This window comes from Candidatus Tumulicola sp. (genome assembly GCA_035601835.1).
Lineage (GTDB): Bacteria > Vulcanimicrobiota > Vulcanimicrobiia > Eremiobacterales > Eremiobacteraceae > DATNNM01.
Map to the genome: position 1 here is coordinate 278,326 of DATNNM010000011.1, position 24,549 is coordinate 302,874.

25 protein-coding genes are annotated in these 24,549 nt (G+C 61.4%); 20 read left to right on the forward strand and 5 right to left on the reverse strand.

Features of this window, described 5'->3' with window-relative positions; all coding sequences use genetic code 11:
* Positions 1 to 198: 198 nt before the first annotated feature.
* Together VN934_06105 and VN934_06110 are read left to right on the forward strand one after the other, a co-directional pair.
* A complete protein-coding gene (locus tag VN934_06105) occupies positions 199 to 384 on the forward strand; it encodes a hypothetical protein (GenBank protein HXM18368.1) in 186 nt (61 codons plus the stop codon).
* Positions 385 to 401: 17 nt separating this feature from the next.
* Complete coding sequence (locus VN934_06110; GenBank protein ID HXM18369.1) at positions 402 to 1,514, forward strand: AAA family ATPase; 1,113 nt, start codon at positions 402 to 404, stop codon at positions 1,512 to 1,514.
* Between the two features lie 466 nt (positions 1,515 to 1,980).
* On the opposite strand, the gene VN934_06115 is transcribed toward VN934_06110, so the two are convergent.
* Complete coding sequence (locus VN934_06115; GenBank protein ID HXM18370.1) at positions 1,981 to 2,544, reverse strand: DUF6338 family protein; 564 nt, start codon at positions 2,542 to 2,544, stop codon at positions 1,981 to 1,983.
* Between the two features lie 352 nt (positions 2,545 to 2,896).
* On the opposite strand from VN934_06115, the gene VN934_06120 reads away from it, so the two are divergent.
* The 7 genes from VN934_06120 to VN934_06150 all read left to right on the forward strand — a co-directional run bounded on the left by VN934_06120 (position 2,897) and on the right by VN934_06150 (position 8,233).
* Complete coding sequence (locus VN934_06120) at positions 2,897 to 4,027, forward strand: site-specific integrase (GenBank protein ID HXM18371.1); 1,131 nt, start codon at positions 2,897 to 2,899, stop codon at positions 4,025 to 4,027.
* 240 nt (positions 4,028 to 4,267) lie between these two features.
* Positions 4,268 to 4,678, forward strand: coding sequence for a hypothetical protein (locus tag VN934_06125; protein ID HXM18372.1), 411 nt, complete (start codon positions 4,268 to 4,270; stop codon positions 4,676 to 4,678).
* A 305-nt stretch (positions 4,679 to 4,983) separates the two neighbouring features.
* The gene (locus tag VN934_06130) at positions 4,984 to 5,283 is read left to right on the forward strand and encodes a hypothetical protein (GenBank protein ID HXM18373.1); all 300 of its coding nucleotides are present in this window, start codon (positions 4,984 to 4,986) and stop codon (positions 5,281 to 5,283) included.
* A gap of 3 nt (positions 5,284 to 5,286) precedes the next feature.
* Positions 5,287 to 6,114 (forward strand): alpha/beta hydrolase, encoded by an 828-nt coding sequence (locus VN934_06135; GenBank protein ID HXM18374.1) that lies wholly within the window; start codon positions 5,287 to 5,289, stop codon positions 6,112 to 6,114.
* A 34-nt stretch (positions 6,115 to 6,148) separates the two neighbouring features.
* On the forward strand, positions 6,149 to 6,937 hold the full coding sequence (locus VN934_06140; protein ID HXM18375.1) for a cytochrome b/b6 domain-containing protein: 789 nt from the start codon (positions 6,149 to 6,151) through the stop codon (positions 6,935 to 6,937).
* On the forward strand, positions 6,934 to 7,686 hold the full coding sequence (locus VN934_06145; GenBank protein HXM18376.1) for a molybdopterin-dependent oxidoreductase: 753 nt from the start codon (positions 6,934 to 6,936) through the stop codon (positions 7,684 to 7,686). Before VN934_06140 ends, VN934_06145 begins: the two co-directional genes overlap by 4 nt.
* A gap of 31 nt (positions 7,687 to 7,717) precedes the next feature.
* Positions 7,718 to 8,233, forward strand: coding sequence for a redoxin domain-containing protein (locus tag VN934_06150; GenBank protein ID HXM18377.1), 516 nt, complete (start codon positions 7,718 to 7,720; stop codon positions 8,231 to 8,233).
* Here VN934_06150 and VN934_06155 read toward each other — a convergent pair.
* Complete coding sequence (locus tag VN934_06155) at positions 8,230 to 8,922, reverse strand: helix-hairpin-helix domain-containing protein (protein ID HXM18378.1); 693 nt, start codon at positions 8,920 to 8,922, stop codon at positions 8,230 to 8,232. The two genes, VN934_06150 and VN934_06155, sit on opposite strands and share 4 nt — an antisense overlap.
* Positions 8,923 to 8,998: 76 nt before the next feature.
* On the opposite strand from VN934_06155, the gene VN934_06160 reads away from it, so the two are divergent.
* Together VN934_06160 and leuS are read left to right on the forward strand one after the other, a co-directional pair.
* Positions 8,999 to 9,742 (forward strand): hypothetical protein, encoded by a 744-nt coding sequence (locus VN934_06160; GenBank protein HXM18379.1) that lies wholly within the window; start codon positions 8,999 to 9,001, stop codon positions 9,740 to 9,742.
* Positions 9,739 to 12,240, forward strand: coding sequence for a leucine--tRNA ligase (gene leuS / locus VN934_06165; protein ID HXM18380.1), 2,502 nt, complete (start codon positions 9,739 to 9,741; stop codon positions 12,238 to 12,240). The genes VN934_06160 and leuS overlap by 4 nt, the downstream gene beginning before the upstream one ends.
* Before the next feature lies 1 nt (position 12,241).
* On the opposite strand, the gene VN934_06170 is transcribed toward leuS, so the two are convergent.
* Together VN934_06170 and VN934_06175 are read right to left on the reverse strand one after the other, a co-directional pair.
* Positions 12,242 to 12,676, reverse strand: coding sequence for an SRPBCC family protein (locus VN934_06170; GenBank protein ID HXM18381.1), 435 nt, complete (start codon positions 12,674 to 12,676; stop codon positions 12,242 to 12,244).
* A 14-nt stretch (positions 12,677 to 12,690) separates the two neighbouring features.
* Positions 12,691 to 13,632, reverse strand: a complete 942-nt coding sequence (locus VN934_06175) for an NAD-dependent epimerase/dehydratase family protein (protein ID HXM18382.1) — start codon at positions 13,630 to 13,632, stop codon at positions 12,691 to 12,693.
* A 325-nt stretch (positions 13,633 to 13,957) separates the two neighbouring features.
* On the opposite strand from VN934_06175, the gene VN934_06180 reads away from it, so the two are divergent.
* The 9 genes from VN934_06180 to VN934_06220 all read left to right on the forward strand — a co-directional run bounded on the left by VN934_06180 (position 13,958) and on the right by VN934_06220 (position 23,669).
* Positions 13,958 to 14,536 carry a DUF882 domain-containing protein gene (locus tag VN934_06180; GenBank protein HXM18383.1) on the forward strand — a complete coding sequence of 193 codons (579 nt, stop codon included), beginning with the start codon at positions 13,958 to 13,960 and terminating at the stop codon, positions 14,534 to 14,536.
* A 41-nt stretch (positions 14,537 to 14,577) separates the two neighbouring features.
* On the forward strand, positions 14,578 to 17,004 hold the full coding sequence (locus VN934_06185; GenBank protein HXM18384.1) for a DNA internalization-related competence protein ComEC/Rec2: 2,427 nt from the start codon (positions 14,578 to 14,580) through the stop codon (positions 17,002 to 17,004).
* 159 nt (positions 17,005 to 17,163) lie between these two features.
* On the forward strand, positions 17,164 to 18,498 hold the full coding sequence (locus VN934_06190) for a nucleotide sugar dehydrogenase (protein ID HXM18385.1): 1,335 nt from the start codon (positions 17,164 to 17,166) through the stop codon (positions 18,496 to 18,498).
* Positions 18,495 to 19,469, forward strand: coding sequence for an NAD-dependent epimerase/dehydratase family protein (locus tag VN934_06195; GenBank protein HXM18386.1), 975 nt, complete (start codon positions 18,495 to 18,497; stop codon positions 19,467 to 19,469). The genes VN934_06190 and VN934_06195 overlap by 4 nt, the downstream gene beginning before the upstream one ends.
* Complete coding sequence (locus VN934_06200) at positions 19,466 to 20,257, forward strand: YaiO family outer membrane beta-barrel protein (GenBank protein HXM18387.1); 792 nt, start codon at positions 19,466 to 19,468, stop codon at positions 20,255 to 20,257. The genes VN934_06195 and VN934_06200 overlap by 4 nt, the downstream gene beginning before the upstream one ends.
* Entirely contained in the window at positions 20,241 to 21,323 is a 1,083-nt protein-coding gene (locus VN934_06205; GenBank protein ID HXM18388.1) for a HEAT repeat domain-containing protein, read from the forward strand. Before VN934_06200 ends, VN934_06205 begins: the two co-directional genes overlap by 17 nt.
* Positions 21,323 to 22,804 carry a glycosyltransferase gene (locus VN934_06210; GenBank protein HXM18389.1) on the forward strand — a complete coding sequence of 494 codons (1,482 nt, stop codon included), beginning with the start codon at positions 21,323 to 21,325 and terminating at the stop codon, positions 22,802 to 22,804. Before VN934_06205 ends, VN934_06210 begins: the two co-directional genes overlap by 1 nt.
* A gap of 35 nt (positions 22,805 to 22,839) precedes the next feature.
* Entirely contained in the window at positions 22,840 to 23,268 is a 429-nt protein-coding gene (locus VN934_06215) for a hypothetical protein (GenBank protein ID HXM18390.1), read from the forward strand.
* A 14-nt stretch (positions 23,269 to 23,282) separates the two neighbouring features.
* Positions 23,283 to 23,669 carry a MarR family transcriptional regulator gene (locus tag VN934_06220; GenBank protein HXM18391.1) on the forward strand — a complete coding sequence of 129 codons (387 nt, stop codon included), beginning with the start codon at positions 23,283 to 23,285 and terminating at the stop codon, positions 23,667 to 23,669.
* Between the two features lie 42 nt (positions 23,670 to 23,711).
* Here VN934_06220 and VN934_06225 read toward each other — a convergent pair whose 3' ends face one another.
* Complete coding sequence (locus VN934_06225; protein ID HXM18392.1) at positions 23,712 to 24,548, reverse strand: SDR family oxidoreductase; 837 nt, start codon at positions 24,546 to 24,548, stop codon at positions 23,712 to 23,714.
* Position 24,549: the final 1 nt, after the last annotated feature.

The window sequence follows — 24,549 nt, forward strand, 5'->3', positions numbered from 1 at the left end:
AATGCGCGAATCGCCTGGCTTAGTACGCGTGGTGCACCCGATCTGCTCCTGAGGGCCAAGTTCGTATGGCTAACGGCGGAAGTTTCGTGGCTCAAGACTCCAGCGCACATTCGCATCGTGAATCAAATGCGCGAAGCGACGGCGCGTCGCCTTGTCGAGAACATTCCCGACCTACATTTTTAGCGATAGAGAGGCATTATGAAAGTACCTTCAGGTTGTACCCACATCTGGTTTGTGACCAACCCTGGCACTGTGCTGCGTTCCACCTACGATGATGAAACGTCAACGCTCGTCGTTGTGGCGTCGCGCGTAGGTCAAGAGCATAAGTTCACGGCCGATAAACTCACCGAGGTTGCGTCCACAAGAGCGCGCGACCTCGAATAACTTTTTGAAAGACGATTATGGACATAGATACAAACACAGAGGCGACGGTCGAAAAGCTCAAGCTCGATTCCGAATGGCAATGGGAAGCTCGCTCGGCCGACGACATCGCGGAAAACCCCCCGCCTCCACCCTCCTGGGACGCGGAAGGCTTTCTAGAACGCGATTCCGGTCCCGTGCTGTGGTTCGGTGACTCGGATTCGTACAAGTCTTGGCTTGCATTGCACGTAGCGAGTTGTATTGCTTCAGGAAGTTCGGTCTTCGGTCACTTCAAGTCGCGGAAGCGAATCAACGTCTACTACATCAACCTCGACGCCGGGCGACTCGCGTTCGAGCGCCGAGTTTGTCGTCTGGAGCATCATCCGCGCAACCTATACGTGGTGAGCGCTTCTCACTGGGAAACAGAGAAGTTTGGTTATCTCCTACGCGAGAACAAAGACACGTTTTATGTGTTTGACTGCTGGACGGACGTCTACGAGCCAAATGCGTCAACAGAGCAGGCTCGCGACATGCGAGAAGCCATTCGTGCTATACGCGCCGCGTTTGAAAATCACAAGGCGAACGGCATCATCGTTGACCACTCGAAACGGCAACAGATCGGTGCTTCAGCCAACCCGGCCGATCTGATCTATGGATCGACACAGAAGAAGGCGTCATTCCGCCAAGTTGCCCACATAAGTACAGTTCGACTGGCCGAGTTCGAGCCGGGGGTATCTCGCGTAAAGTTCACATGCGTAAAGATGAACGAAGCGGAGAAATATGATCCATTCTTCGTTGACCTGAGGTTCGCGGGCGGGAAGTACACTTGCACATATGCGGGGCTCGCAGGCGGTGAGGCAGCCGATGGTAGCAAGGCGGAGCACGTCGCCGACTCGGTTATTAGTCACCTTGAGCGCGTCTTTCCACAATGGGTGCGACCAACAGAGTTGGCGCAAGCCGTGGGACTGGACCGAAGCAGCGGTACCTTCAGGCGAGCAGTCAGCGCTGCGTTCGAGCGTGACTCAGTCGAGTCAACGGGGAAAAGCAGAGCCCTCCGTTATCGGTTCAAGGCTCAACCACAGGCAGCGCTCGACCTGGAGTCATACGCGATCCCCGATCCCCTAACGACCGAGGGGCTAGAACCGCGCCAATAAACCGCGCCAACGTGGCGCGATACTGGCGCGAATCGCGTGAAAGCCATACCGCGCCTATATTCTAATTCGCGCCACGCCCGAAGCATATCTTGGGAGTGGGTACCATAGCCCACCCCGGCCACGTATACACCGATACGTGGCGGGGGGCGTGTACTTTGGCTGACAAGTAGTTGGTTTCCGGCGCGGATCGAATCGAGCCAATCGCGCCATTCCCTAGGCGCGCATTTTTGGCGCGAATACAGTCGTAAGTGTCGCGCTATTTCTTGTCGTCTGAGGCTTGGGGCTTTTCCGGAGCAGGTTTCGATGTCGGATCGGGGACCCTCTGGGGTGGTTTGTCAAAATCCGCATGATCCGAACCCATCGGCGTGGGCTTGTGACCCTTCTCGACTGGTTTCCAGCCTTCGCGGTCCTTCTCGCTCTTCTGGCCTGCAGGTTGCGGTTTCTTATCGTCGGACACGGCGCTACCTCACTCTAGGAGTTCAAACATTAGAATGTCTGCACCGTTGACTATTATACCACGAGTCCGGTCGTGGGGCTCCGAGAAAGAACCATGCTCGTCGAGCGTCCATACCTCTTCGAGGTAGATTTGCTCAGGTGCTGGATATGATGAAGCGAATGACTTGAAGCCGTATTTCCCTGCGAGCTTCTCCCCGTTACGCAGATGCAGGATCACCCAGCGTGTATTCAGCCGGAGGACGTAGTCCCATGGCTTAGCGTAAGGATCGACGGTCGTAAACGGAAGCCACTCTCTGACTTTAAGATATAGGAATGGCCAGCCGATTGGCAAGAGGAGTAGACTGATGTAGAGGGCAGGCACGAACCAAACCGGGTCTTTGGACATAAAGAATAGGACGGGACCGACCACGGCATAGTTGAGCGCACTGAAGCCAATCGCTTCAGGCAACTGTTTGCTGAAATCACGCGGCTCAGTCGGCACAAGCAGCGAAAATACTTGCATTGACACGAAACCGGGCACGAAGAACGCTAGGAAGATTACGATTGAAACCGTGTTCCATATTCCTGAGGGCATAGCGCCTCCAATCCTTTACTCATCGAATTATACTCTCAGCGCAGCGTCGCTGATACACCGGCCTTCGGAATCCGGGGCCTGGTGCGCGGGCGAAAGCCCGAGAAACCCAAAATCCAATTGAGACTAGAACAGAATGCTTTACCCAAGATCGCTAGAAACCCACTATCAGGGCATCGACCTACTTTCAGAGGGCCTCGTTACCGTGAAGCAGGCCGCAGAGCACTTGCAGTTGGGTGAGTCCACACTTTACAAACTAATGGAGGCGGGCAAGTTGCCTTTCTGCAAACTAGGCAAGTCGCGTCGCATTCCCAGGGTCGCGCTTCGGATTTACGCCGAAAAGGGATAAGACTCAATGAAAGCACCACGTGGCAAAGGCGAGGGTGGCGTACATTTTAGTAGGAGCAAGGGCCTTTGGGTCGGCTCGATTGCAATAGCGCTCGACGAAAACGGTCGAGCAAAACGCCGCTACGTCTACGCGAAGCGCAAGGAAGACCTGCTCGACAAACTCGACTCACTCAAGGCGGACAAAAAGGACGGCAAGTTGGTAAAGAGCGAGAAGATTAGAGTTGCCAAGTATCTCGAACGCTGGCTCGAAGATGTTGTTCGCCCGGGTCTAACCGTCGGGAGCTACAAAGACTACAATAGCGTACTTCGAAACCACGTCATTCCAAATCTCGGCGGCTACAGACTCAGAGACCTGGAACCGTTGCACATTCAAAACTTGTACGCAAACCTAGAGCGGAAGGGCAATTCGGCCCGCAACCGTCAGAAGGTTCATATCATCCTATCTGGAGCGCTCAAGCAGGCTTTGGCTTGGAACATGATTGCGGTAAACCCGTGCAAGGCTGTGAAACCGCCCAAGGTCGAGCGAAAAGAGATGCACGTCCTGGACGAGAGCCAATCCGAGCAACTCTTAAAGGCCGCGAAAGGCGACCGACTCTACGCTCTTTATGTCTTGGCAATCACAACAGGTCTAAGGCAGGGCGAACTCCTCGGCCTGAAGTGGAAAGACTTGAAATTGAAGGATGAGCAACCAACTCTGACTGTCTGCAGGACACTAGACCCGATCGGTTTGGTTGCCAAGGACACGAAAACCCCGTGGAGTCGGCGAACCATCGACCTGAATACCCTTGCTGCCTCAGCCCTGCGCGATCACCAAAAGAACATGCTCGCCGGGGGAAACAGAGCGTCCGAATGGGTCTTTTCAAACACAGAAGGCAACCCATACTTCCGAGGGAACCTCGTGCGCCAGCAATTTGAGCCAATGCTCACCAAGGCAGAGCTGCCCCGGATTCGCTTTCACGATCTGAGACATACTGCGGCCTCACTCATGATAGCGAAAGGCGTTAATATCAAGGTCGTCTCGGCCATTCTCGGTCACAAGGACGTGGTTATCACGCTCGACCGCTATGGTCACATCTTACCCTCGATGCAGCGGCAAGCCGTGGACGCAATGGATAGTCTCTTCTCCAAGTTGGCGTAACAGCAAGTGCCTCACGCCAACTTTAGTATCAAGGTAATCCCTACCGGAGCCTGGTGGTTTCTCCTGGCGCTTGTCGGGGGTTTCTCGTGGCTACTGTACCAACACAGAAGCGATCCGGACATCTTCACTGCGACTGGCACCTGGATGGGGGCGCTAGCCGTTGTTTTCGCGCTATCGGTCGCTTACTTTCAACTGAGGGACTTTCGACGGTCGGTTGAGTTTGATGCTCTCTCTCGTCTGATGGAACCATTCACGAGGAAAGAATACATGGAAGCGACGAGGCACCTCAACTCGATGTACCCGGTTTTGCACAGTCAAATGAAAGTGGCTGACTTCGACAAGACCAACGAAGCCGCCAGAATCATCCTGAACGAGTTTGAGCGAATAGGACAAGCAATTAATTTCGGATTGGTGAGCAAAGACATCATGCTTGAAAGCGTTGTCTATGATGTTCTCGTGGGGTGGTCAAAGTTGAAGCCCTTCGTCGAGTTGCAACAGAAACAGGGTGCTTCCTATTGGCGCAACGCTGTTGATTTGCATAGTATGGCCGAGGAATATCGCAAGAGACACAACTTGGAAGAGCCGCACACCATGAGGCCTGAGGACGTCGTAGAGATAGCCAAGAAAACCGAAAAGGAGGTCCCCACTTAGGTCCCCACATAGCGGTGGTCAATGCGGCAAAATGAGAGAACACTGGAGAAACAGGAAATCGTCGCAATGGCTCGTCCGTAAAGGGCTGTAGAGAATGAGAGAGATTGCGAGAACTCGTCCTGACAAAATGAAAGAACTACGCATCCGCGATCTGCGCAGTCAGGCGAGGCTGACAAAATAGGATGCGAAGTCAACGAGTTTGGTTGATCGTTGTGTTAGCGGTTCTAGGGATCGTTTATTCCGTGATTGCAACGCGGTATTATGCTGCGAATGAGCTCTCAGTCACGCTGTTCATGGGAAACTCCATGTTTCTTCGATTTCTCCTTGGACCATTTTGGTTCGCCGTAGAGCTTGCCCCAATCACCGTTGTCGTAGCGCTGCTTCGCGTTAACGTCGTCTACGCCGCGATGACGGTATTGTTCTACGAAGTCATCATGAATGTCGTGCTGTCGACATATTTCCCATGGAATTGGGGCGGTTTCGTCGCCGCCGTCATAAACATGCCGTGGAACTTCAGCTTTCAGATTCCAGTGTACGGGTTGACGTGGCTCATCTTCGTGTACGCTTGGGACTTGACGCGAAAGTCTCGAGCGAAGGACACGTAAGCAGTGCCGATCGAGTTCGCGCGTCGCGGTCATGGGCCCGTGATGTACGTGCATCCGGGAGGCCCCGGGCTGAGTTCGGCCGAGTTCGGCGACGATTTCGCCGGGCTCGAACACATCTTTGAGCTCGTCCTCATCGATCCGCGCGGGACCGGCAGGAGCGGCACGCCTCCGGACCCGCGCGCCTACTCCCTCGACGACTACGTGGCCGACCTCACGCAGATCATCCCGGCGGGCGTTCCGCCGGTCATGCTGCTCGGATTCTCACACGGGGGTCTTGTCGCGCAGCAGTTCGCCGCGCATTTCGGCCGCCGGATCAGCGCGCTCGTTCTGGCGAGCACCGCAGCGCGTTTCTCCAACGAGACCATCAGCGCCATGGACAAGCACATCGAGTCCAAGCGCGGTGAAGCGTGGTTCGATAGCGCCATGGCCGCGCTGAAACGCGAGCAGGCCGGCGATTTTCAAGACGCAGCCGAGCTGGGGACGCTGCTCGCGCAAGAAATGCCGCTGTACTTCCACTCGTTCGATGCTCGAGCCCAAGCGTATACGGAGAAGCTTCGCGAACACGGCTGCAATCCAAACGCGCTTCGTTACTTCAACGAGGTTGAATTCCGCAAGATCGATCTGCGGCCGGAGCTTGCGCGCATCACCACCAGGACGCTCATCATCGCCGGCGATAGCGATTTCATCTGTCCGCCGGAAGCCACACGAGAACTGCATGAGAGCATCAAAGGATCGGAAGTGGTGACCATCCCGGAAGCGGGGCACATGACGTTCGTCGAGCAGCCGGAGGCGTTCGCCGCCGCGTGCGCGCGCCTGCAGCTGCACGGATAATCCAAGAGCACCGCGAAGACGTAGCAACGATCAGATGAAAAATCGGATATACCGACACCCGCTGGCCGTGCGGATCACGCACTGGGTGACCGCGCTTGCGCTCCTCGTGCTGACGATGAGCGGGTTGCAGATCTTCATGGCGCATCCCGCGCTCTATGCTTCCGATGCCTCGAACTTCACGCAACCGTTGCTCTCAATCTACGCGGATAACGATGCACGCGGCCAACCCGCGGGCCGTCTGCGGGTGGGCAGCAAGACGTTCACCACCACCCACGTGTTGGGGTGGACGGACGATGGGCAAGGCGGCGAGACGGATAGAGCGTTTCCGTCGTGGGCCACGATTCCGTTTTATCGCGACCTTGCCGACGGCAGGCGCTGGCACATCCTGTTCGCGTGGATTTTCGGACTGTGCGCCTTGGTGTACGCGTATTGGGCCTTGCGGCTCATCCCGAAGAAAAAAGACATTTCGGACCTGCCCGGCGCGCTCAAACGCCATATCGTGCCGTGGCGCGTCAAGGCCGAACCTATCTATAATCCGCTGCAAAAAATCACCTACTTCGGCGTGGTCTTCGTGCTCGCTCCCCTTGCGATTCTTTCCGGGCTCGCGCTTTCGCCGTCGGTGGATGCGTGGGCGCCGTGGCTGCCCGCGCTGCTCGGCGGCAGGCAGTTCGCGCGTGTCTGGCACTTCGCCGCGATGTGGGGTTTGATCGGCTTCTTCGGACTCCACATCATGATGGTCTCGCTCACCGGCGTCTTCAATAACGTATGGGCGATGATCACGGGCTGGTTCGTCGTCGGCAAGGCTGCGGAGAAAGCGAAATGAGCATGCAGCGCGCTCGCTTTCTGACCTTGCTGGCCGGCTCCGCCGCGTTGACCGGTTGTTCGAAGTGGGCGACGGATCTGACCGAAAACCCGGCGTTTCGTAAAATGCTCGAAGCGCCCGAGCGATTGGACCTTGCGCTGCTTGGTGCCGGGCAGCCGCTCGCGCGCGAGTATTCGGAAGCCGATATCGCGCCGATGTTCCGCCACAACGGCTTCGATCCGCCGATGTATCCCGAATACGTGCGCTGGAGCAACCGCGCCTGGCGCGGCTACCGGTTGTTCGTCGGCGGCTTGGTGGACCAGCCGAAGTCCTACGATCTGCCCGCCTTGCGCACGAAGTTCGTGAAGCGCTCGCAGATCACGCGTCATGATTGCGTGGAAGGCTGGAGCGTCATCGGCAAGTGGGGCGGCGCCCTGTTGGCCGACGTGCTATCCGATTGCGCGCCCAAGCCCGAAGCGCGCTACGTCGTCTTCCATTGCATGGACGACGACGGCACCGGCGTCAAGTATTACGAATCGCTCGACATGCATCAGGCGGCGCACCCGCAAGCGCTGCTCGCGTACGACCTCAACGATCAGCCCGTGCCCCCGCTCAACGGCGCCCCGCTGCGCCTCAAAGTGCCGACGCAGCTGGGGTACAAGAGCGCCAAGCATATCAACCGGATCGAACTCGTCGCTGGACTTGGCGGACCGAACGGCCGCGGAGGCTACTGGGAAGATCGAGGCTACGAGTGGTTCGCGGGGATATAATCCGCTTGGCTCTAGGCTGCGTACTATCGGCATGAGACAAATCGCTCTTATCCTTGCGGCCCTGGCCCTTAGCGCGTGCGCGTCGCAAGCCCGATCTGCACAGGCGATGGGGCCGGGCATAACGCTCCAACGAGTTTTGTCCGAATCAGACTGGCTCAACGGCCGGCCTGCGGCTGCCGACGTGCGCGGTAAAGTCGTGTTGCTCGATTTTTACACGTTTCTGTGCTACAACTGCAAGAACACCGAGCCCAACCTGCGGGCGCTATACAAACAGCACTCGCGCAACGACCTCGTCATCTTGAGCGTGCATAGCCCTGAGACGGAATACGAGAAGGTGCGCAAGAACTTGATCGAGTCGTTTTCGGAACAGGGCGTCGTGTGGCCGGTACTCGTGGACAACGATCGCAGCGTCTTCGATGCCTACGGCGTCACGGCATGGCCGACGCAGATGATCTTCGACCGCCACGGCCGGCTCGTGCAGACGGTCGTCGGAGATTCGCAAGACGCCACGGTCAATTCGGCGCTGAAGAACGCTCTGGGTCGTTAAAGGTGCACGAAGGGTTGCATCTTATCAAATTTCGAGGGGCCGATGCCGGGCACGTTTTGGAGATCGTCCACCGTTTGGAACGGTCCGTATTGCCGGCGATAGTCGACGATGCGCTCGGCCAAACTCGGCCCTACGCCCGGCAAAGCCACTAACTGATCGGCGGCGGCGGTGTTCACGTCAAGGGTCTGACCTTGCTGCAGCTTGTGGGCGCCGCCGCTCGAACCTCCGCCGCGCGACCGGCCGCGATGGTGCCGCCCGCTACCGGCTGCGGCCTGCGCTGCCGCCGCATCCGCGATGCCGAAGTCGGATAAAGCCTGACCCTTGCGCGGCACGCATACTTTCATGGCGTCGGTCAGCGGCTCTGCCAAGTTGATGAGGTCGAGATCGGCCGCGCTCGTGGTCCCGCCGGCGGCTTTCACCGCATCCTCCACGCGCGCGCCGGCTTCGAGCCGGTATACGCCTGGCTTGGCGACGGCACCGCATATATAAACCGCGACCCCGCCGGGGGACGGTGATGGCGAAGCGCCGAGCGACGCGTCGATTCCGTTGCTGAGTTGCGGTGGAACCGTTGCCAACGGCGCGAGTTGCGTTGCCGGCGGCGAGGGATGGGGCAACAGAAAGCCGGTGGCCAGAGCTGCGACCCCTGCTCCGACCGCCAGCCATCGCCTATCGAGAATGTGGCTCTTCATGCAACGTCATTCCCGCCTGGCATAGCAGGCGTCAAGGGCTTGTGCGCCGCCCCATGGTACGATATAGCGTATCGTTATGACACAACAGATGAGCGACGCGATCAGAATCGTGCCGATGCGGCTGCCGGAGGCCGGCGCGCCGCCGACGGCTGCGCCGCAACTGACGTATCGCGGTGGTCCGATCATAAGCGCGGTGAGCGTTGCAATCGTGTACTGGGGCGATGCGTGGTCGACGCCCCCTCTTGGCGACACGCGCAGCGCGCTCGACGCTTTCTTCGACTACATCGTCGCCAGCCCGCTCATCGATCAATTGACCGAGTATGATACGCTGAGCACGATCATAGGGCCCGGCCGTCGCGCGGCCTCCACGATCGCCGCCGGCGCGCCGCCCGCCACCGTGACTGATGCCGACGTGCGCGCGGCGCTCGCCGCGCAGATCCTGTCGGGCGCCGTGCCGAAGCCCGACGTCGATGCGCTCTATTTCATCTACCTGCCGCCGAACGCGAGCGTCACCAATTTCGGCAGCGCGTCATGTCAAAGCTTCTGCGGGTACCACGACGTCATCGCTCCCGCGACATATTACGCGGTCATGCCGTATCCGAATTGTTCCGGCTGCAACGCCGGCTTCACCGAGCTCGAAGCATTGACGATCGTCTCGTCGCATGAGCTGTGCGAAGCCATCACCGACCCGGTGCCCGGCAGCGGCTGGTACGACGACGCCAACGGCGAGATCGGCGACATCTGCGCATGGAAGGTCAAGACGTTAGGCGGCTATCAGGTGCAACAAGAGTGGTCCAACGCGGCCAACGCGTGCGTATGAGCGCCGATACGACGAGCGAAGCTCGACCAATACCCGCGTACGAGCCGCAGGTCATCGAGCCGAAGTGGCAGCGCATCTGGGCGGAGCGCGCGCAGAACGAGGTCCACGAAGATCCCTCGCGCCAAAAATTCTATCTGCTCGAAATGCTGCCGTACGCGAGCGGCGACCTGCATGTCGGCCATGCCCGCAACTACGCGCTCGGCGACATCGTCGGACGCTATCGCCGCATGCGCGGACGCAACGTCATGCACCCGATCGGCTGGGATGCGTTCGGCTTGCCTGCCGAAAACGCGGCGATCCAGCGCGGCGTGCACCCAGCCGACTGGACCGAGGCGAACATCGCAAATATGCGCAGCCAACTCCAGCGCCTCGGCGTCGCCATCGACTGGACGCGCGAGATCGACACATCCTCGCCTGAGTATTACCGCTGGACGCAATGGTTGTTCTTGCTCATGCATCGCCGCGGGCTCGCCTATAAGAAGGAAGCGCCCGTCAATTGGTGCCCCACCGACCTGACCATCCTCGCCAACGAGCAGGCGGAGGGCGGGGTGTGCTGGCGCTGCGGCTCGCGCGTCGAGCAGCGCATGGTCAATCAATGGTTTTTCCGCACCACCGCGTACGCAGAACAACTCCTGGCCGGACTCGACAAACTCAGCGGCTGGCCCGAACGCATCAAGACGATGCAGCGCAACTGGATCGGGCGCAGCGAAGGCGTCACCTTCTCGTTCGACGTCGAAGGCGTCAGCGGCAAGATCCCGGTCTTCACGACGCGCATCGACACGCTTTTCGGCGTCACGTTCGTCGCGATCGCGCCGGAGCATCCGCTCGTCGCCGAGATCGTCAAGGGCAAAGCGCAGGCAAAGGACGTCGCCGAGTTCGCAGCCGGCCTGAAGACCAAGAGCGAGCTCGAGCGCACGCAGCTCATGGAGAAACTTGGCGTCTTCTCCGGCGGCTATGCGCTTCATCCGCTGACCGGCGCACGCGTGCCCATCTGGGTGACCAACTACATCGTGACGAGTTACGGCGGCGGCGCGGTCATGGGCGTGCCGGCGCACGATCAGCGCGACTTCGAGTTCGCTCGCAAGTACGGACTCGAAGTCAAGACGGTGGTCGCGCCGCAGCAACCCGGGGCGAAGGCGCCCGCGACCCAGGCGTTTGTCGAGGACGGCGTGCTGGTCGATTCCGGCGAGTTCGACGGCCAGCCGAGCGCGCAAGCCCGCGCGAACATCGCGCGCCGGCTGATCGAACGCGGCATCGGCGAAGAGACGGTCAATTACAAGCTGCGCGACTGGCTCATCTCGCGTCAGCGCTATTGGGGCGCGCCGATCCCGTTCGTCAATTGCCCCGACCATGGACTCGTGCCGGTGCCCGAAGATCAACTGCCGGTGCTGCTGCCGCACGACGCTCCGTTCACCGGCGTGCAAGGCAGTCCGTTGGAACATGTGCCTTCCTTCATGAACACCACGTGCCCGAAATGCGGCAAGCCGGCCAAGCGTGAAGCCGACACGATGGACACGTTCATGTGCTCGTCGTGGTACTATTTGCGCTACTTGAGTCCGCATGAAGACAAGGCGCCGTGGAACAAAGAGGCGGTGGACTACTGGATGCCGGTGGATCAGTACATCGGCGGCGCCGAGCACGCCGTCATGCACCTCATGTACGCGCGCTTTTTCTACAAGGTGCTGGCGGATGAAGGCATGGTGCCGGGCGACGAACCGTTCACGCGGCTGTTCAACCAAGGCTTCGTGCTTGGCGAGAACAACGAGAAGATGAGCAAGTCTCGCGGCAACGTCATCAGCATCGACGACACGGCCGACCGCTACGGCGTGGATGCGCTGCGCCTATTCGAGATGTTCGCCGCACCGCCCGGAGCAGATTTCCCCTGGTCGACGACGGGCATCGCAGGCGCCACTCGCACGCTTCAGCGCGTGTGGCGGCTCGTGCTGGCCAACATCGACGCGTTCTCAGGCAAGCAGCCAGCTGGCGCCTCAAACGGGAGCGCTGATACCGCGCTGCGCTACAGCACGCATGCCAAGATCAAGCAGATCACGGAAGAATTTGGCGACCGGCTGCACGTGAACACGTCGGTTGCGGCGATCATGACGCTGCTGAACGATCTCGAAGCGTACGCGAGCGCGCATCCGGCGGCACGCTCAGCCGCCTTCAGCGAAGGACTACGAGCGTTGCTGCTATTGCTGGCGCCCTTCGCGCCGCACATCACGGAAGAGCTGTGGCAGCGCGCCGGCCAGGCGGGCAGCATTCATCTGCAGAGCTGGCCGTCGTACGACGAGACGGCGCTGCGGCGTTCTTTGATCCCGCTGGTGATCCAAGTCAATGGCAAACACCGCGGCACGCTGGAAGTCGCGCCGGGGACGCCCGAAGAAGCGGTGTTCGAGCAAGCGAAAGACGTCTCAACGGTTCGCGCGCAGCTCGACGGCAAAACGGTGCGCAAGCGCATCTTCGTCAAAGACAAGCTGCTGAATATCGTCGCGAACTAGACTAGCCGCCCTCGAGGACGCGCTTGAGTTCAGCGAGGCAAGCCACTTCGCTTTGCATCGACTTGGCGATCATGCCGCCCATGAGTTTCGCCATGCCTGATGGCTCGCACGAAAGGCCGAAGGTGACTTGCGTCGATCCGCCCTTGTCGTCGAACTGATAGTAGCCCTCAGGACGCACCGGTCCGGCGACCGCGCGGAATTCCAAGCGCCGATTCGGCTCGTACTTCGTGACCTCGTAGTCGGCAGGCACGTCGCCCATCGGCCCGCCCTTCACGCGCTGCATGTACACCGCCCCGACGCTGTCCTTGGAGCCTGACTTGAGCTTGATGCTGACGACGGCAGGCCGCCAACGCGGCGCCGTTTCTCCGTCCGCAACGAAAGCGAAGACATCGCCGACAGGACGATTGATGGTGATGCTGTTTTGCGCGGTCAACATGATCCGTTTTCTCCTCAGTCGCTCGCCACTTGGGCTGCGCGCGCGCTTTCGACGGTCAGCTTGATTCCTTCGGCGAGCGCGACGGACGGCTGCCAACCGAGCAGCTTTTTCGCCTTGCTCGCGTCGAACACGCACGCTCTGACGTCGCCGGCCCGCTTGGGCGCATGCACGACCTCGACGTCGCGGCCGACCTCCTGCGCGATCGCCCGATGCAATGCATTGACCGATGTGCCGGACCCCGTGCCGATGTTCATGATCTCGTCATCAGCCTTTTCGAGCGCGGCCACGTTCGCGCGGGCTACGTCGCTGACGTAGACGTAGTCTTTTTGCTGCTCGCCATCCCAGTCGATGCGGATCGGCTCACCGCGCAGCATGCGCGTGGCGAAGATAGCGATGACGCCCGCCTCACCGTTGGGATCCTGTCGCGGACCATACACGTTGCCATATCGGAGTGCGGTGTATTTCAGACCGGCCGCCTCGCTGAAGTAGCGCAGGTAGTGTTCCCCGACCATTTTGGAGATGCCGTACGGCGACTCGGGGATCTGCGGATGGCGCTCATCGATCGGAAGGTACTGCGGCATGCCGTAGGTCGCGGAAGAAGATGCGAAAATGAACTTGCGCGCTTGCGACTTGACGCTCGCCTGGAGGATGTTCAACAGACCGCGGACGTTGACGTCCGCGTCGTGCTGCGGGTCCTGGGTCGAAAGCAAGACGCTGTGCTGCGCGGCGTGATGGCACACGACTTCCGGCCGGAACAGCTGCGTGAAGATCTCGCCGATGTCCGGGTCACGGATGTCGCGGTCGTAGAACGCCGCGCGGGGATTGACGTGCTCACGGCGGCCGCCGCCATGCACCCAAAGATCGTCGATGACGGCGACTTCGTGCCCGGCGGAGAGAAAGGCGTCCACCACGTGCGAGCCGATGAAGCCCGCGCCGCCCGTGACCAGGATGCGCAACGTGGCGGACTAGAGGGTGAGGTGCCCGCTGATCAGCAGCAAGACCAAGATCAGCAAGAATATGAGGAGCGTGCTGGACATCAGTTCACCCCCCTTTCAGCATGTAACGTCGGGTCTACAGCTTCAGGTGACCCGTCACCGCGAGGAAGATGAGGACGAGCAAAACGATGATCAAGACGGTATCGTCAGCGTACATTTTTCCTCCCGTGGAGCCGCGCGGTCGCGGTCCTAGGACTACCCCTTCCACTGAGAACTGTGATGTACCTCGCAGTGCCCCCTCATCCGGCTCAAGCTGAGCCGCCAGGCGTTCGATAACCATAATAAGATGTGCGAGCAATGCGCGTCGCCGAAAATCGATCGGCGCGCTTTCGTCCTTGGCGGCTTGGGCATCGCCGCGACTATTTCGCTGGCGCCATTCGAGCTTGCAGCAGCCGCGAGCGATTCTTCGCGTTGGAATCTATGGCTCGAACGCTCCGACACGGGCGAGCAGTCGTATGCTCCGTTCACACGTGACGGAAAAACATTATACTTCCCCGGCTACAAGCAGCTGTGCGCCGTGCTGCGCGACGAACACGTGCCGATCTATCGGGGCTGGGTGAAGATCCCAATCCGCACCGTTGAAGTGCTATGGTCGGTGCAGCAATACCTGATACGCGCGGGCGTGAGCGAGCCGCTCGTCGTGCACAGCGGCTACCGCACGCCCGAAACCAACGCCGCGACCGAAGGTGCGGCGTGGAACTCGCTGCACATGTACGGCCGCGCCGTCGATTTTCACGTGCGCGGCGTGGACACCGACGAGTTGGCGGGTATCTGCTATGCTTGCCCCGATAGCGGCGGCGTCGGCAACTACGCCGGCGGCTGGGTGCACATCGACACGGGCCCGAAGCGCTCCTGGACCGGCTAACTCCACCTTGACATAGCGCGCTGCGACCGTGATATGAGGGCGTGGCGCCACTCGTTGAACAACTGCGCGCAGGTCACGCTTTTGCCGTGGCCTTCGGCGCTTATGCTTTCGGAGTCATCGTCGCGGCGCGCGGCTTTCCGTGGACAACGGGTCTTGCTGGGTTGGCGCTGGTCGCCGCTCTCACAGCGGCGCTTCGACCTTCGCGCGCTGTCCGCGAACTCGCCTTTGTCGTCTGTGCCGCGGCAGGCATAGGGCTCCTTAGCGCAAGCACCGCGTTGTGGCGCGTCGAGCATCGCTCATTCGCAACGCTTGACGGCAGGCACATCGTGGTCGAAGCGATCGCGCTTGAGCGTCCGCGACCGAGCGGAAACGGTGTCTCCGTTCGTGTCCGCATCGAAAGCGTCCAGTCGCCCGCAAATCGGGCGGCAAGCGACCTCGTCGGCACCGGCGCCCTGGTGGAGCTTCCGGGCGATCTGGAGCATGCGGAGCTCGCGGGCAAGCTGGTGCGCCTGCGAGCGAGGCTAGACATGCCCGCCGGAGTACGCAACGAGGGCGAGCCTTCGGAGCGCGACACGCTTGCCGAGCAAGGCGTCGCCGTCGTGCTGACCGTGCATCGTGCAGCGGACATCTTGGATCTCGGCGAGTCGCACGATTGGCGCGCTCGGTTGGCTCGCGTTCGCGTGCGTGCCGCAGCAGCCGTGGAATCTCGCTTGCCGCCATTGGAGGCGACGGTCCTCGAAGGCATCCTATGGGGTGATCGCGGCAACTTGCCCGCGACCATGCGCCAAGAATTTTCGGACACCGGCACGGTGCACGTGCTCACGACCGCGGGGCTGCATCTGGGCATCATGGCCGCGCTCGTCGCCGGTCTGCTGTCGTTCTTGCCGATTCCAAGACCGGCCCGCGTCGCGCTCACCCTTGGCGCGGCGTGGGGCTATGCCGCGCTTGCCGGAATGCATCTGCCTACGCTGCGAGCGGCCACCATGCTGACAGCGGGTGCTATCGCATACGAAGCAGGCCGAGGCCGCTCGCCCTCGGCTGCGCTCGCCGCCGCGGCATTTGCCGTCGGGCTGCCGCATCCGCTTGCCATCCTCACGCCGTCATTTTCGATGTCGTTCGCATGCGTTGGCGGGATCGCGCTGCTTTCGCCGGCGCTCGCCGCTTGCGGACTTCGCGAGGGTGACAACTGCCCGCGCTTTGTCGCCGAGCTAGCGCGCACCAGCAGCGCCGTGCAGTTGGCGCTCTGGCCGCTGCAAGCGCTATATTTCAACGCGTTCACGCCATATGCGATCGCCGCGAACATGCTCGTCGTGCCGCTGGTCGGCCTGGTCATGGCGGCAGGTACGGCCTACGCATCTACGGCCCTGTGGTTTCCGCCGCTCGCGGCTCCGCTCTCCAACCTGTGCTGGTGGGCGCTGGCGTTCGTCATCGGCGCCGTTGAAAAAATCGCCACGTTGCCACATGCCCATATCGACGTGCCGCCGCCGAGTCACGCGTTCATCATCCTCTACTGGGCCGGGCTCGCAGCGTTTGCGTGGGCGGCGCACAAACAGCTGGAATGGAAGCGCGCTGCGCCCTGGGCGATCGGGGCGTCCTTGGCGCTCGCGCTTGTCTATTGCGCGCCGGGCATCGCGGCCGCACTCGATCCGCGTTTGCGCTTCGATGCGATCGACGTCGGCCAAGCGGATTGCTTGCTGATCCGAGCGCCCGGCATGCACGCGATGCTGGTCGACGGCGGAGGCAGGCTGGAACGCGTTGGAAGCACAAGCGTCGTCGCGCAACCGATCGGCGATCGCATCGCCGCGCGCACCGTGTTGCCGTTTCTGCTACGGCACTGGGTCCTACAACTTGACGCCGTGGTGCTGACCCATCCACACGGCGATCACGCAGGCGGGCTCCCGCTGATCCTCACGCGCCAGCGCGTCGGTGCGCTGTACGACTCAGCTCAACTCTACAGCGGGCCGGCCTATCAACGCGCACTCGACGCCGCGCGCGAGCGTCATATCCCATGGCTGAGAGCACAGCGTGGCGTGACCTTCAGGCTCGGGCCCTCCGCCCGCGTCAAGATCCTCGCCCCCGAGCTGCCGCTGATCACCGGCACCGCATCCGACATCAACAACAACTCCGTGGTGTTGCGCATCGAGTTTGGCAAGATCGCCATATTGCTGACCGGCGACGCGCAATCCGAAGCAGAAGCGCGTCTGCTATCGCACGGAAGAGCCGATGTGCGCGCCGACGTCCTAAAAGTCGGTCATCATGGCAGCGCCTACTCGTCGACGCCTGACTTCTTAGCCGCCGTACGCCCGAAGATCGCGGTCATCTCATGTGGCCGGCACAACGTGTTCGGCCACCCAAGCCCGCAGACGCTCGCGGCATTGCAGGACGCCGGCGCTGAAGTCTATCGCACGGACTTAAGCGGGGGCATAACCCTGATCAGCAACGGCAGTGCGATCAGCGTTTTGCGATAGCTTCTTAGCGCCGATTAGACCCCTAAATAACGCCTCGCAGCCAGCGGATTATGTAACGAAAACGGTGTGAGCCCGGTCATACTAAATGCCGATAATAGGTATGAATACCGGCATGGGATTCTGTTGTAGAATCCTGTAGCGCGACCCTAGGAGTTCCCGTTGGCGTACCGCATAGCGCCTCACGACATCACCTCGCGTGGGACCGCAAAACAAGCTCTGATAGAGGCGATAAAAAGCAAGCGAGCCGGCGTCGGCATCGTGGGGCTGGGTTATGTCGGTCTGCCGCTTGCCACCAGTTTCTCCGAAGCGGGCTACCACACCATCGGGTTTGAGATCGACGAGTCGAAGGCGCGTCGCATCAACGAGAACCAAACCTCTGCGCGCTCGCCCGTCGTCGTCGAGATGCTCGCGCGAAAGCGCCTGCGCGCCACCACTGATTTCCGCGAAATAAAGGAATGCGATTGCATCATCATTTGCGTTCCCACGCCGCTGACCGATACGCTCGATCCCGATCTTAGCCACATCCGGGCGGCGGTCCAGCAGGTCAAAAAACATCTGCGCCCCGGTCAGCTGATCGTTCTCGAGTCGACGACCTATCCCGGCTGCACCGATGAGCTGCTCCTCGCCGAGCTGACCCAGACCGGTCTCGAGCTCGACCGCGATTTCTTCGTCGCATTCTCTCCCGAGCGCGTCGATCCGGGAAATCGAGATTTTGGCATTGCGAATACACCGCGCATCGTCGGCGGATGCAGTCCGGACTCCGCGGAGGCCGCAGAGGCGCTTTACACCGCGATCACGCCAAACGTGAAAGTGGTCAGTTCGACGCGCGTGGCCGAAACGGCGAAGGTCTTGGAGAACACGTTTCGCGCGGTCAACATCGCGCTCGTCAACGAGATGGCGCTGATCTGCCGCGAGATGGACATCGATATTTGGGAAGTCATCGACGCTGCGAAGACCAAGCCCTACGGTTTCATGCCGTTCTATCCGGGACCCGGCGTGGGCGGGCACTGCATCCCGATCGATCCAGCCTACCTGTCATGGAAGGGCAAGCAGTTCGGAGTCGAGTCGCGATTCATCCGCCTGGCGCAGCAGATCAACGACGCGATGCCGAAACACGTCGTGCGACTGGTCACCGAGGGCTTGAACGTTGACGGAAAGCCGCTGCGCGGAGCGCGCATCCTGTTGATCGGCGTCGCGTACAAGCCGGACGTCGACGATATGCGAGAAAGCCCCGCCCTCGAGATCATCAAGCTCCTGCGCGACCAACAAGCGGATGTCAGCTATCACGATCCGTTCGTCGCGCGGCTTGACGCGGAGCATGCATCGGTCGCACTCGACGACATCGTTTTGCAGAACGCCGATTGCGTCGTCATCGTCACGGCGCACACAGGCGTCGATCATAAGTTCATCGGCGAGCGCGCAAAGCTCATCGTCGATACGCGAAACGTCATCCCTAAAGACCTCCCGACCAAAGCACGGGTCATTCGCCTGTGAAAGTCCTCATCACGGGCGGCGCGGGCTTTATCGGCTCGTACCTGGCTGAGGCCTGCATCCGTCGCGGCGACGCGGTATGCGCCCTCGACGACATGTCCACCGGCCGCGAAGCCAACGTCGCGCATCTCGCGGCCAATCCGAATTTTCAACTCATCCAGGGGAGCGTCACGGATGAGAGCCTCGTAGCCCGCCTCGTCAAAGACTGCGACCAGGTATACCATCTCGCGGCCGCGATCGGCATGCGCCTCGTGCTCGAACGGCCGCTGCGGACGTTCGAAACGAACGTGCGCGGCACGGAAGTGGTATTCGCGCAAGCCGCCGCCGCCGGCAAATCGGTCTTGTTCACGTCCACCTCCGAGATGTACGGACTGAACGAGCACAAGCCGAGCCGTGAAGGCGATCACATCGTGCTCGGGGACACGACGAAAAGGCGCTGGAACTACGCCTACACGAAGGCCGCCGGCGAGGTCTTGGCCATGGCCTACCACGCGGAGCGGAACATGCCGGTCGCCATCGTCCGGCTTTTCAATACCGTCGGACCCCGGCAGACCGGTCGATATGGCATGGTCATCCCGACGTTCGTCCGCCAAGCTCTAGCCGGCGAGCCGCTTACCGTCCACGGTGACGGCTCCCAGACGCGCTGCTTCGCCGACGTGACCGAGGTCGCGGAAGCCCTCATCGCGGCGATGAACGAGCCGAAGGCGCGCGGGCAGATCCTCAACATCGGCACGAACGACGAGATCACCATCCGCGATCTGGCGTTGCGCGTGAAGGGCTTGACGAATTCGTCCTCCGAATTGGTGTACATGTCGCACGAACTGGCCTACGAGCATGAATTCGACGAGATCAAACGACGAATCCCAGATATCTCCTTTGCCAGGCAGTGCATCGGCTTCAATCCAAGGATTGGGATCGATGCGATACTGCAGGGCGTTATCGCTGAGCAGAAGCGACGCTTAGTCGTGGCGTGACCCGCCTCCGTACCGGACTTGCAACGCTCGCCGTAGCGCTAGCGCTGTTGTTCGGTGCGGCAGCAGCGGCCGCGCCGGCACCGCCCGCCGCACGGCCTACCACCGACCTCGAACTCGGCGCGACCTACGAATCGCTGACGAACGGCTTCCCGGCCTGGACCAGTCAGTATGTGCGAGTCATCCGCAAGGTCGATAACCAGCGGGTCGACTACGCCGAATTCGACCTGGTCGATCGATTCTCAAAGCACGACACGCAGCTCACGCTCGGCGCCTATTTCCCGCTCGGGACTCGTTGGACCGGCATGGCGGAGGGGTCGTTCTCTCCGACGTATCGCATCCTGCCTTCCAACTCGGTCGCACTCGGCGCCACCTACGAATCCGGTGCCAAATGGTTCGAGGGCCTGACCCTGCGACACACGGGTTATCGTTCGACGAGCGTCAATAGCACCGCATTGAGCGTCGAGCATTACTGGGGGACTTTTCGTTTCGCCTACTTGGTCACCGCCGCGCACGTCGAGGCCACGGGCACGGACGTCGATCATTCGATCGAGCTCGACCGCTACTACGGAGCGAGGAATAGCTACGTCGGCCTCGGCTTCACCGCCGGCCGCGAAGTCGAGAACGTGGGACTGCCGGCGCTGCTCGTATCGAACGTCAGCGGCGTGAGCATAGCGGGGAGGCACTGGACGAGCGATCATTGGGGCATCGCCTACGGGCTGGAATCTTTCGCGCAAGGAAAAAGCTACACCCGGTCGGGCGGACATCTCGGCCTTGACTATCGACTTTAGCGTACTCATCGCGGTTGTCTACTGGGTCGCCGCCGCCGTGGGCGTCGCATCATTTCTCTTGACCTTCCAGGTCACCGCCATGCGCGTCTTGGGGCGCGCGCGCACGCAGCACCTGGAACGGTTCGAAGCGACCTGGAAGGCGATCCTTGACGGTCCGCCACAGCCGATCGATCAGCTCCCGGGCGTGGAGGCCGCCGACCTCACGGTCTTGATGATCCTATGGAATGAAGCGCAAGAAGCGGCATTGAGCCGTGATGCTGGTCGCGATGCGAAGAGGCGCAGCTATCTCAATGAGATCGCCGGCCACACCGGGCTGGGGCAAAGCGCGCTGCACCGGCTGCGAGGGCGTGACCTCGCCAGGCGCCTTTCCGCCATCACGCTGTTGGGCCACTTCGGCGAGCGTTCTGCCACGCCGGCGCTGACCGGCTTCGTCTTGTCGCCGAGCGCGCTGATCTCGTTCGCTTCCGCGCGCGCTTTGCTGCAGATCGATTCCGTCGAGGCGGGGCGTTTCGTCGCCCTCATGGTCGAGCGCACCGATTGGTCGCCGTTCAAATTGCTTTCGGTCGTGCGCCAAGAAACCGCGTCGCTCGTCGAGCCCCTGGTCGCCGCCGTGCAGGAGTTCCCGCCCGCGGCATCCTCGCGCCTGATCCCGTACTTGGCCTTTTTCGACGCGGCTAAGGCGATGCCGGCCATCCGCCGCGTGTTAGAAACGGGCGCCGACGCCGAGCAGATCCGCGAGGCGCTCAAAGTGCTTGGCGCGATCGCAGCGGCCACCGATGCCGGCCTCGCCGGCAAGTTCGCGACGCATCCCGACTGGCGGGTGCGCGTGCAGGCGGCCAATGCGATCGGCCGCTTGGGCCGGAAGACGCAGGCGCCTATCCTCACGGCCTTGCTTGGAGACACTCACTGGTGGGTGCGCTACCGCGCCGCGGAGGCTCTTGCCAAGTTGAACGCCGTCAGTTCGCTGCAACGCCTGCTCGAAAAGCATCCCGATCGATTTGCGCGCGACGTTCTCAGACAGGTCATCGGAGAGCGCGAGCTCGCTGCGCGAAGCGGGGGCGCCTGATGCACGCGGTGCACTTGCCGTTCCATGTGACGATCACCGGTATGCCCCAGGGACTGGGCGCGCATCCCGTCGTGATCACGATCGAGCTGCTTCTGGCCGCCTATTTCATCATCGTGAACGGCATCGACTTTTCGCTGATCGCGATCGCGCTCTGGAACATGCCGCGCTTCCTGCGGGTCGGCGCGGCCGATGCGCTGCGCCGCGTCACGCTCCCGTTCGCGCGGCCCGTCTCGGTGCTGCTGCCCGTGTACAATGAGTCCGCGGCAGTGGTGGACGTCGTGCGCTCATTGCTGCGGCTGCGCTATCCCACCATGGAACTGATCGTCATCAACGACGGGTCCACCGACGAGACGTTGCAGCTCCTGGAGAAAGCATTCGAGCTCACACCGGTCTTCGAAGCCGGATATCAAGCAGTCCGAACCAAGCCGGTTCGCGGCAGATACCGTTCGACGAAATACCCCGAGCTTCGCGTGGTCGATAAGGAGAACGGCGGCAAGGGCGATGCTCTGAACGCCGGCCTCAATGAGGCGCGCTACCCGCTCTTGTTGACGGGCGACGGAGATTCCGTGTACCTGGCCGACGCACTCGAGCAGATGATCCAGCCGTTCTTGGAGGATCCGAGGACGGTCGCATGCGGCGCGGGGTTGAGGATTTTGAACGAGGCCGAGCTCGTCGACGGCGTGCCCATCCCTAAAGCTTTACCCCGGAACTTGCTCGTGCGCTTTCAGGTACTCGAGTATCTGCGCAGCGCATTGACGTCGCGCTTCGGATGGGCGCCCATCAATGGACTGATGAGCATCTCCGGCGCCTGCGGGCTGTGGACGAAGGATATCGTCGTGGGCGCCGGCGGCTACTTAGCCAACACCACATGGGAAGACATGGAGATCACCGTCCGCGTCCACCATTACATGCGGGAACGAGGGCTTCCATATAGGATCGCCTTCGTGCCGGCCGCCGTGTGTTGGACGACGGTGCCGGATAGTTTGGAGGCATTGCAGGGCCAACGCATCGGATGGCATCGTCACATCACCGAGACGATCATGCACCACCGCAACCTCATGTTCAGCCGCCGCGGCGGCGTGGCGGGTTGGGTCGCGCTGCCTGCGATCGCGCTGATCGAATGGCTGTCACCCATCTGGATGATCGGCGGGCTCGCGTTCGTGATCGTCGCGGGATGGCTTGGCATCCTTTCGGTCTATGCGCAAGTGGCGTTGCTCGCGCTGGTCTTCAGCCTGACGATCTTGAAGTCCGCGAGCGCGTTCCTGCTCGACGAGGTATCCTATCGCACGCGCCGCGTGAGCGAAGTGTGGGCGCTCTTCCTGACCGCGTTTCTGGAGCAGATCGGCTATCGTCAACTGCTCGCCGTATGGCATTTGATCGGCATGGTGAAATTCTTCGCGGGCCGTCCCATCCGGGGGCGCACCAGCGACATCCCGAGTTGGCGCGACCCGCCCTATCGGCCGGTGATCTCAAGCTCTTGACATAATACGTAATCGTATAGTACGATATCGTCATAATGAACTCGAGAGATCTCGTCAGCGCGCTCGAATCGCTGCGCTTGCCGAATGAGGCGTTTCGCCATCGCCAGCACCTGCAGGCCACCGTCTACTATCTGCGGACTTTCGGATTTCCGGCAGCGCAAGAGCACATGCTGCGGGTCATCAACCGATATGCGACCGGTCTCGGCCACCAACAGAAGTTCCACGTCACGCTCACGTGCTGCTGGACGCGGCTCGTGGCCGCAGCTCTCGATGCAGAGAAATCGGCGCGGTCCTTCGAGGAGTTCCTCGAATATAACCCGGACCTGCTCGACAAGAAGATGCCGCTCCGCTTCTACAGCCGCGATCTGCTTTTTCGCGACGATGCGCGCGCGAGATGGGTCGAGCCGGACCTCCAGGTTTTGCCGGTGTGCCCGCCGCACGCGGGAGTACGTCCCTGGGACTAAAAGCCATTCCCAAGGTGGAGCGCGCCGTCCACGCGGTGGCGCTCTACCTCGCCGACCACAAAGAACTCAAGGTGGACCAAGCCGAGGCGCACCTGCTGGCCCATTTGCACGGGGCGCGCGCGGCTCGGGTCGGCGATCTCCACGCGGAATTCGGCCACAGGCGTTCGACGCTGACGAGCGTCCTCGATCGCCTGGAGCAGCGGGGGCTGATCACGCGTGCTGTCGACCGCAGCGACCGCCGCAGCATCACGGTGCGTCTCACGAAAGCCGGCTCGACGTTGGCGTCCAAAGTCTTCGAAGTTCTCAGCAAGTACGAGGCGAGCGCGCTCAAGGGGTTCAGCGTCAAAGAGATCGCGGCGTTTCAAAAGGTGCTGGAGGCGTTCTCCAGCATCCGGGGCTAAAGCCCGGCACTACATTTCCGGGGCTAAAGCCCCGGCACTACATCACGCTCCGCGGACCGCTCTTGCCGTTTGTTCCCAGAGGCGCTTCGCAAGCTCCGCGTCTTCCGCCAGCGGATTGACCGGCCCGAGCAGGCACTTCCGGTAGTAGCCGCCGGTCTTGCCGGCGACCTCAGGCGACGTCGCAAGATAGACGGGCGTGCGCGCGCCTTCCGCCGGTGTGATTCCGAAGTGCTTGTAGACCCGCCATCCGAACTCCACGATGCCGCCGACCTCGCCGAAATTGGTGTTCACCAATCCGGGGTGGAGCGCGTTCACCGTCACAAGCGCGGGATCGACGCGCCTGGCTAGTTCCTTCGTGAACAGCACGTTCGCGAGTTTCGAGCGCTCGTAGGCGCGCGGAGGCCAAAAACCGCGCTCGGCGTTCAGGTCGTCGAAGTCGATCGTGCCGTGCAGGTGCGAGTCCGAGTTTACGTTGACGATGCGAGCGGGTGCATTCGCGCGCAGGACTTCGAGCAACTCCGTGCTGAGCACGAACGGCGCGATGTGATTGACGGCCCACGTGAGTTCGAAGCCGTCCTCGGTGATCGCGCGCCGCCTGCAGATCGCGCCGGCATTGTTGACCAAAACGCTCAAGCGCGGATGCGCAGCGGCCAGATCGCGCGCCAGCCGGCGGATGTCGGCCAGGCGCGAAAGGTCCGCGGCCAGTGAGCTGACCTGCGCGCCAGGCTCATTTGCGCGGATGAAGGCTGTCGCTTCATCGGCGCGCCGCTGCGAGCGGCATACGAGGACGACGTGCGCGCCGAGCTTCACGAGAGCGAGGGCGGTGTGGCTGCCGATCCCGCCGTTGGCACCGGTGACGGCTACGGTTGCGCCCAGCATG